Below are 2024 nucleotides of genomic sequence, written 5' to 3'. Positions count from 1 at the left end.
GACCCCAGCGTCTGACAAGGCACAACTTCTAACTGTTAACGCTGAAACGATTGATCTTAGTTCTGAAGGCTGCGAATAAACGCGTCTGATTCTGCAATGGATTTTTCCATCTCACTGACCAACTGAGCGACATCCGTTTCGATGCTCCCCAGTTCCCCCTGGAGCGAGTCAATCGCACGCGCATTCAGATTATGTTTTAAAAACAATACCTGATCCTGGAAAGCTTGTAACACCGGCGCCATACTGGCCTCTGCATTGCGCATGGCTTTAATGAGGCCCTGATATTGCCTCCGAGTCTGGCTTAGCTTGGCTTCACTTTGACGCTTGAGATTGGCGCTGCTGTATAGATCGATTTCTTCTTCCCACTCATCAAACAAGGCCTCGGATACATCTTCGACCGCATCAATGCGCTCGGAGACCGATTCCGCAGCCTCTTTACTCTCTTCGTATTCACTGCTCAGTCTGTCATAGCGCTCCGCCAGGTCTTGATCCTTAACCTGAACGATAGACCTGAACTGTGCCAGCGCAGATTCGAATTGCTCCTTGGCATCGGCTTGCGTATCTTGAGCCGACTCCACGCGATCAACCATGATGTCGCGCTTGTGAACGCCCACTTTTTCCATCGCGCTGTAATACGCAGTCTGACAACCGGCTAAAGTCATCACCAATAAAGAAACGAAAAACCAACGATATATAAACATCTATCTTTACCTTTAGCTGTATTCAGATAACGAGCCGAATAACGTGGACAGGCACCCTCCAGCCCTTTAGTTAGCAAATAGAGTATTAGTGCCTGCCACAGTTATTCGGCATTCTTCCGGAATGACCTTGTTGCTAGCGTTTTAATACAACACGGTAATGGGGTTTGCCATTACGCATTCTGTCTAACGCTTCATTTACTTGGTCAAAACTAAAGTATTCCGTTACCGGCTCAATATTGTGCAAGTCAGCAAACTGCAACATTTTACTGATGGTTGCCGGGCTTCCCACTGGCGAACCAGACACAGAACGCTGTCCCAATATTAATGGAAATACATTCACGCCCAATGGCTCAAGTGTAGCACCCACAAAATGCAAACGGCCTTTTGGCGCAAGTGTGGCGACATAGGCATTCCAGTCTAGCTTCACATTGACGGTGGACAGAATTAAATCAAAGCTCCTTGCGGCCGCTTTCAGCTCTTCGGCATTACTACTGTTTAATACCTTGTGGGCTCCCAATTTTTGTAATTCGTCAGCTTCTTCCGTATTACGGGTAAATGCAGTGACTTCACATCCCCAGGCATTTAAAAACTGCAAGGCGATATGCCCCAAACCACCAATGCCAATGACCCCAACTTTAGATGTTGGGCTAACACCGAACTGTACCAAGGGATTAAATACGGTAATGCCCCCGCATAACATAGGCCCCGCAGAGTCAGGGTTTATCCCTTCAGGCAGGGGCACTACAGCACTGGCTTGTGCCCGTACTTGTTCAGCAAAACCACCGTGACGCCCACCAATAGTTATTTCGGCTTTCGAGCACAAGTTGTGATCACCCGACTGACAAGTACCGCATGTATTACAATACGCTGAGTGCCAGCCCAACCCGACCCGCTGGCCAATTTCAACAGAACTAACGTTGTCACCCACTGCGCTGACTACTCCAACCACTTCGTGACCGGGCACAAAGGGGTATTGGGTCACGCCCCAATCATTGTCCAACATACTGATATCGCTATGACATATGCCACAAGATTCAACATCAATTTCAACATCATCATGAGCTAACGGGCCTGGCTCGTATTCGAAGGGCTCTAGCTTGGCCCCAGGTGCTGAAGCTGCATAGGCTTTAATCATAACGCTCTCCTGTAACAGTTTTGATTTGGTAAACATGTATTGCCATCAGTGGAAGTATGAAGCATGGCTATAAGAAAATAACGGGGAGGAATAACGGAGAAAGAAGAATAAGGCGAATAACGGGACAGACACCCTCCAGCCCCAAAAAACCAAACTTTTGTATGGGTTCATTCAACTTCATTAACACT

Annotated in this window: 2 protein-coding genes; both read right to left on the bottom strand. The window is 47.7% G+C overall.

The genetic code is table 11. The annotated features are described in order from the left end of the window. Positions 1–56: 56 nt before the first annotated feature. Positions 57–701 carry a DUF2959 domain-containing protein gene (locus ACTG33_RS17060; protein ID WP_439136461.1) on the bottom strand — a complete coding sequence of 215 codons (645 nt, stop codon included), beginning with the start codon at positions 699–701 and terminating at the stop codon, positions 57–59. A gap of 133 nt (positions 702–834) precedes the next feature. Next, positions 835–1836 (bottom strand): NADPH-dependent aldehyde reductase Ahr, encoded by a 1002-nt coding sequence (ahr, locus tag ACTG33_RS17055; protein WP_439136459.1) that lies wholly within the window; start codon positions 1834–1836, stop codon positions 835–837. Positions 1837–2024 lie beyond the last annotated feature (188 nt).

The organism is Pseudomaricurvus sp. (assembly GCF_965662505.1).
Classification (GTDB): Bacteria; Pseudomonadota; Gammaproteobacteria; order Pseudomonadales; family Cellvibrionaceae; genus Pseudomaricurvus.
This window is presented reverse-complemented; position numbering and strand designations above follow the sequence as displayed.

What these genes read in the sequence shown, in the direction of transcription:
- ahr (WP_439136459.1), bottom strand. Translation starts at nt 1,836, where the DNA reads ATGATTAAAGCCTATGCAGCTTCAGCACCTGGGGCCAAGCTAGAGCCC.
- ACTG33_RS17060 (WP_439136461.1), bottom strand. Translation starts at nt 701, where the DNA reads ATGTTTATATATCGTTGGTTTTTCGTTTCTTTATTGGTGATGACTTTA.